The following is a 6,120-nucleotide window of genomic DNA, read 5'->3' as shown; positions in this document are numbered from 1 at the left end:
GCCCCCTGCCCCCTGCCCCCCTGCGGCCTACTTATATCAAACCTAAAGTGAAACGGTATTAGCGGAGCGGAACGAAGTTCGGTTTGTACCTTTAGTTCCCCCTGCCTCTTATCAACAAGTCACAAAACCCTTACTTCAACGGGATTTCTACCCTGTCACCTGTCCTCTGTTACCTGTCACCTACTATACAAGGATTTAAAACGAAAAGACCAGCCTCCCACAGCTGGTCTGTAAAATGTTGTTTCGCGTTGTCTTCTCAATAGAGTTAAAACCCAATTGCGCGTTCCCAAAATGCAACGGGCAACTTTTCTTAACAATATTGTAACAGCCAACACAGTTTTTTCAGAAAAATTTACTAAAAAAAGATATCTCCTGTGGCGATTAACTTCTATCTTTGAGAATATTTCAAAAAGCCAAAAGATAGAGGGCTTAAAAGGCATAGGGGCAGAGTGCAGAGGAGAATAAATAATGACCCCTTGACTATTGACCATTGACTAACTGCGGCTTGCCCCATAGGATGCGTTCTTGCTTGTAAATGGCAATTCCTGGTTTGGCTCCTTTGGGTTTGTAGACATACTTTGGCTGAGTATAGACCACTGGTACTTGGTCACTTTGACGCGCACGACTAAAATATGCAGCGAGGTTAGCAGCAAATTGTAAATCGGTTGTTTCGGGGACAGTACCAGGCTCTAAACGCATGAGCAGATGGCTTCCAGGAATTTCTTGAGCATGAAACCACAGGTCATAATCTCCCGCTACCCGAAAAGTTAGTTGGTCATTTTGGCGATTATTGCGACCGATTAAGATTTCTAAGCCGCTGGGGGTGTGGTAACGACGGAAGTTGGTAATAGCAGTTTCGTTGGTACTACGATTGCGGTATTCTGGGTCTTCTAAATATTTTTGTCCAATTAGCTCATCACGGATTTCTTCTAGAGCTTGTAAGTCTTCAGCTGTTTCATAGTTTTCTATTTGAGCGATCGCAGCTTCTACTTGTTCTAAATAATCAATCTCTGACTGTACTGACAATAATAGTGGTTCAACTGCTGAACGAGCGCGTTTAAGTTTTTGGTGTTGCTTGTAAAGATTTTGAGCATTCTGCACAGCATTTTTATCAGGCTGGAGAGCGATCGCGACTGGTTTACTTGTCTCAAAATCAGGTATGATAATTTCTTTCATTCCCGGTTCCCAATTTTGTAAGTGAGCCATCAACAAATCTGCTTTTTGCCGATAATCATCAGCTTGATCGGATTGCTGTAAACGTTCTAGAAAGGCTTTCGCTTTAATCTGCAACTTGGCCAGAATATTATGCAATTTCTGACTCAGTTGATGACGCAATTGAGCAAATATTTGCTGATTCAGTTGGTCTGTATAATACTTGTTCAGCAATGATTGGGTATCGCTGACTGGTGCAATAGCACCCCAACCCATAACTGTGTACCCGGTTGCTGTCCAAGCAGGTTGAAATTTACCTAAATCCAAAGCTTGCAACCATTCTTGCCAGCTTTCAAAGAGTTTTTGCCAATTATCGTAGCTCAGTTGATCAGTATTTGTTTCAGGTGCAATATTACTTACCAGCAGCATAGAATCTACCAGTGCCGCACTTAAACCACTATAACTTTTGATGATTTGACGCTTGATTGCTCCCGGAACTAAGCTCACCCGTTCTTGCCAACGTTCTTGAGATTCGCTCCAACTGGGAACTGGGCCTGTAAGTTTGGGTGGGATTTCGTAAGGCTGTCCAGTTTGAATCGGACGCACACTGGATTGTTGCTCACTCACTTGATGGGCAGCAGTAATAATTAAGTTATTGGCATCGGTTAGGATCGCGTTGCTGTATTTGCCCATAATTTCCACATACAAGTGATATAGGGCAGATTCTCCAGGACGACGAGCAAATTGCAAATCAATAGCACGCTCCCAAGGTGCGATCGCTTCAATTGCCACTAAAGCCAAACCACCCAATTGGTGTACTAGTTGTTGGCTAAAAGTAAAAGTATCAGGCGATCGCGGTGGTGGATCACCAATGCAGATACGTGCAGCTTGGGGATGCCAGGAAATCTCCAGCCAACCCCTTTGTTTTAAGGTGCGTAATGCCACAGCAATAGTGTAGCGATCGCGCTGATAAACTTGTTCTAAACGCGATGGCAGCCAGTAAGCGCGTAGTTCGCTACAAGCAGATGTGAGAGTAGTAAGGTCAACTGGTTGCACAACAATAAGTCATTGGCGTTCAAGCATCGATGCTCAGTATATGCTATCGTGTCCGGCTCTGCTTGGCATAACATCAAAAAGCAGTCAGGGTTGATAAATGCTGACTGCTTTGGTTTCACCTGATTTTGTTTGTTCTCCGAAATCTTAACCGTTGTTGTTGGTTAGTTCAAATTTGGCGATCGCGGGTCTACTTCAGGGTAACTGAAACTTCTGTAACCCTTCATAAGACAAGTGTATTATCGCGTGGGGATTCTTTGCAGAAGATGGGGTGAGGGGATAGTTCCATCTCCTTTCGCATTCCCTAACTTTCTTCCCAACTAAATTTACTCTCACACCAACAAAATCGACAAACTCTTTAAGTAGAAAGGTGCAAATAAACCGGACTATGTAACGGAAAGTAAAGTAGCTTGAGAACCTCTTCCCTTCTGCCTTCTGCCCTCTGCCTCCTGCCTTGTCATAACGACAATTTTTAACACCGACCTACTTAGTATAAAGTTAGGAGTTAATTAAACTTCTAGCTTTTTTTATGTCCAAAGAATTCGCTATTGGTAGTAAAGTCCGGGTTGTAGCGCTACCGCCCTATGTTAAAACAGCTGACCCTATGCCGATGTTACGCCCTCCAGATGTAATTCATCTTGGTGAAGAAGGTATAGTCCTTGACCGCCGTCCTGGAGGCTATTGGGGTATTCGCTTTACTAGAGGAGCCTTTCTCCTGGATAGCCAATACATCGAAAGCACAGATAACCCTAGTGAATCTGACCAAGGCGATAATAGCAGTAACCAATAACTGTAAACTTATGTAAAGTTGTGATTCTGGTCTGCACCATGATTTCTCGCCGCAATTTTTTTAGCATATTATTCGCCAGTTGTTTTGCTCTCATCAGTTGGTTAAACTTTTCACCTGCGGCTCATGCGCTTGGTGGTAAACTACCCACAGTAAATCAACCCGCACCAGAGTTTACTTTACCTACCAACACACGCGACGGCAAAATCTCTCTTTCTGATTTGCACGGTAAGTGGGTGGTGCTTTACTTTTATCCCAAAGATTTTACTGCTGGTTGTACCATCGAAGCACGGCGTTTTCAGCAAGACTTGCCCAAATATTTAGAAAAAAATACTCAAATCATTGGTGTCAGTGCTGATGATGTAGATTCCCATGCTGAATTTTGCGATTCTGAGGGATTAAAATTTCCCCTTTTAGCCGATACAACTGGTGCAGTGAGCAAAGCTTATGGTTCTTGGATCGGTTTTGTCTCCATGCGCCACAGCTTTATCATCGATCCAGAAGGTATCTTGCGTGAGACTTTTGTCAAAGTCAACCCATCTGTTCATAGTCAAGAAGTGATGGCAAGATTAGAACAATTGCAATCCTCAGCTTCTTAGATTTTATCTGTGTGTCTTTGTGGTGAAATTTCAACCATCAAGACACATAGACACCAAAGATATTTGCGCGACCCCAACTGATTCGCTAGGCTATTTGTATCCTCTTTCTTCTATAGCCTGCTATGGATTTTGAAAGCAACGCCACTGCTACAACTGCTACAAAAAATACAGAATTTGCTCAATCAGTAACAGCACGTAAACCATTAGAATTGTTACGAGATACCGAGTCTTTGCTACGCCGCCCTACGGTAGCAACATTAGTGCCAATTTTGCCAGCAAAATTAAGCAATCGCATCCAAGCAGCCTCAACTGTTGCAGAAGAATCTTTGCAAGAACTGGCAGAAATTGACCTAGAGCAAATTAGTGACTGGGAATTGCAGCCTCTTCGTCTACGTGTTGGTTTAAGCTTTGTGGGTTTTGGCGCACTGATGATCCTGGTGCTGTTACTATACTTGAATACATTGCATCCAGAACTAAGTACAGTGGAGCAGATTCGCCAATACTGGTATCAATATGTTTGGTTTGTTTGTTTGGGAATAGCAGGGATGTTTGTTCTCGGTAGAGAAACAATGCGACCAACTACCAAGCGAAAAAAACTCAAAAAATATTTAGTAGGTCGGTACAAATAAAGCTAAGTAGTGAAGGTCGTCATTTGTCAAGTTTTTAGCCATATTTACATTTCATACTTCATACTTTATATGAATCATGATGCTTTTATCGTGCCTCCAGGTTCAAAGATTTCTCTGCAAAAGAACTACGACCCTGCTTATATAGCTAATTATCATGAGAAAACTGACGCAGCGATCAAATTACAATCAGATATTGAACAATTAGCCAAGTATCAAGATATTCTTTATGCACAAAATAGCTATGCCTTGCTAATTATATTTCAAGCGATGGATGCTGCTGGGAAAGATAGCACAATTAAACATGTCATGTCTGGGATTAATCCCCAAGGGTGTCAAGTCTTTAGTTTCAAAGCCCCAAGCACCGAAGAATTAGATCATGATTACCTTTGGCGCACAATGAAGGCTTTGCCAGAAAGGGGAAGAATTGGCATATTCAATCGTTCTTACTATGAAGAAGTGCTAATAGTTCGCGTTCATCCAGAGATTCTGCAAAAGCAGCAACTTCCTTACTTACCAAAAGAAAATAAAATCTGGCAACAGCGTTTTGAGGAAATCAATAATTTTGAAAAATATCTAGTAGATAATGGTATTATTGTTCTCAAATTTTTTCTGAATATCTCAAAATCAGAACAAAAGAAACGATTTTTAGCCAGAATTGAAGCTCCAGAAAAAAATTGGAAATTTTCGGCTCATGATGTTCGAGAAAGGGCATTTTGGGCAGATTATATGGTTGCTTACGAAGATGTTTTTCATCACACTAGCACCGCATATGCTCCTTGGTATATCATTCCTGCCGATCGCAAATGGTTTATGCGTATGGTAGTTGCAGATATTATCTGTTCTAAATTAAAATCACTTAATTTGCAATATCCTACCGTCAGTGAAGAAGACAAACAGCAACTTCTACAAGCTAAGTATGGCTTAGAGCAGGAAGATTAACCCGTGATTGTATCAATTTAATCAACATATATAATTTTTTCTAAATCTCCTCTACCTTAAGGCTGATCACAAGCTTATGTATATATGTCATTCTGGGCAAAGTGTAGATATTCAAAAACTGTTTACGTGTGACTATATTACAGTTGAAATTAATTAGATATATTTATGAATATAAATTAATGTACTAAATTAATTAGCTTCAGCCAGCTTTAATGCTGTAGTTCTTCACAATTTTCTCACATTTTTTTGATAACTTTAAGATAGAAGCAAAGCATTGATTGCTTTGGTGTGGAATTCCTTGATGATCAACAAAGGAAATAGATATGGATACTGCTGTTAAATATGACATTGAACTTATAAAAGAAGAAGCACGCCAACTAGTCAGAAAGGGGCTAATTAGCCGTCAGCGACCAATTTATGCTCTGTGTAAGTATATTCCTGAACGTGAGTGGACTGCTTTTGAACTTGAGCTAGAAAAAAACGAATTTTTGCTCAGAGATAGAATTATTGACCTACTGGGTAGCGAAAACTGGGAAGAAGATTGAAGTTGGTCATACAAGTTGATCGAGATTCAGAATAAAGTCTTGAAAAACTTGTTAATCAAGGCTTTTTTTGGGTATTTTTACTACAAATTACGAATTAGTCTTGGGAGTGGTTTTGGGGGAATAAGTAGGCGATCGCAGCCCCACCAAATACAGTCAGTAAACTGACTAAAACAGAAGCCAGTACAAAAGTAGTCATATTAAAAATTATGGAAAACATAGTTTTTGAATACTTTCAAACTATCAATTGAGTATGACAAGAATGCGACTAACTGATGACAATTAGTTGTATCCCTCTTCTGTCACTTTCCGGAATAAGCAAGTAGTTCAGGAGCTAAATCATCCAGAAGCATAAAAGGGTTTAAATTGATTCATGGCTGCAATTAAATGATTGAATCCCAGTAACAAATGTGAATTAG

The 6,120-nt window shown here is 40.5% G+C and carries 6 protein-coding genes; 5 read left to right on the top strand and 1 reads right to left on the bottom strand.

What is annotated here, in order from left to right; all coding sequences use genetic code 11:
- Positions 1-480: 480 nt before the first annotated feature.
- Positions 481-2,208, bottom strand: a complete 1,728-nt coding sequence (locus IQ259_RS26480; RefSeq protein WP_193888961.1) for an NFACT family protein — start codon at positions 2,206-2,208, stop codon at positions 481-483.
- Between the two features lie 526 nt (positions 2,209-2,734).
- Here IQ259_RS26480 and sipA point away from each other — a divergent pair.
- From sipA to IQ259_RS26455, 5 genes are all read left to right on the top strand, one after another.
- The gene (gene sipA / locus IQ259_RS26475; protein WP_193888960.1) at positions 2,735-2,995 is read left to right on the top strand and encodes a regulatory protein SipA; all 261 of its coding nucleotides are present in this window, start codon (positions 2,735-2,737) and stop codon (positions 2,993-2,995) included.
- A gap of 38 nt (positions 2,996-3,033) precedes the next feature.
- Positions 3,034-3,591, top strand: coding sequence for a peroxiredoxin (locus tag IQ259_RS26470; RefSeq protein WP_193888959.1), 558 nt, complete (start codon positions 3,034-3,036; stop codon positions 3,589-3,591).
- A gap of 122 nt (positions 3,592-3,713) precedes the next feature.
- Positions 3,714-4,220 carry a hypothetical protein gene (locus IQ259_RS26465; protein WP_193888958.1) on the top strand — a complete coding sequence of 169 codons (507 nt, stop codon included), beginning with the start codon at positions 3,714-3,716 and terminating at the stop codon, positions 4,218-4,220.
- A gap of 69 nt (positions 4,221-4,289) precedes the next feature.
- Positions 4,290-5,159, top strand: coding sequence for a polyphosphate kinase 2 family protein (locus IQ259_RS26460; RefSeq protein WP_193888957.1), 870 nt, complete (start codon positions 4,290-4,292; stop codon positions 5,157-5,159).
- Between the two features lie 323 nt (positions 5,160-5,482).
- Positions 5,483-5,704 carry a DUF4327 family protein gene (locus tag IQ259_RS26455; RefSeq protein WP_193888956.1) on the top strand — a complete coding sequence of 74 codons (222 nt, stop codon included), beginning with the start codon at positions 5,483-5,485 and terminating at the stop codon, positions 5,702-5,704.
- Positions 5,705-6,120 lie beyond the last annotated feature (416 nt).

Source organism: Fortiea sp. LEGE XX443, from assembly GCF_015206815.1.
Taxonomy (GTDB): Bacteria; Cyanobacteriota; Cyanobacteriia; order Cyanobacteriales; family Nostocaceae; genus Nostoc_B.
Note: the sequence above shows the minus strand (reverse complement) of the source record. Positions and strands in the feature narration are given on the sequence as shown.

What these genes read in the sequence shown, in the direction of transcription:
- IQ259_RS26460 (WP_193888957.1), top strand. Translation starts at nt 4,290, where the DNA reads ATGAATCATGATGCTTTTATCGTGCCTCCAGGTTCAAAGATTTCTCTG.
- sipA (WP_193888960.1), top strand. Translation starts at nt 2,735, where the DNA reads ATGTCCAAAGAATTCGCTATTGGTAGTAAAGTCCGGGTTGTAGCGCTA.
- IQ259_RS26465 (WP_193888958.1), top strand. Translation starts at nt 3,714, where the DNA reads ATGGATTTTGAAAGCAACGCCACTGCTACAACTGCTACAAAAAATACA.
- IQ259_RS26470 (WP_193888959.1), top strand. Translation starts at nt 3,034, where the DNA reads ATGATTTCTCGCCGCAATTTTTTTAGCATATTATTCGCCAGTTGTTTT.
- IQ259_RS26455 (WP_193888956.1), top strand. Translation starts at nt 5,483, where the DNA reads ATGGATACTGCTGTTAAATATGACATTGAACTTATAAAAGAAGAAGCA.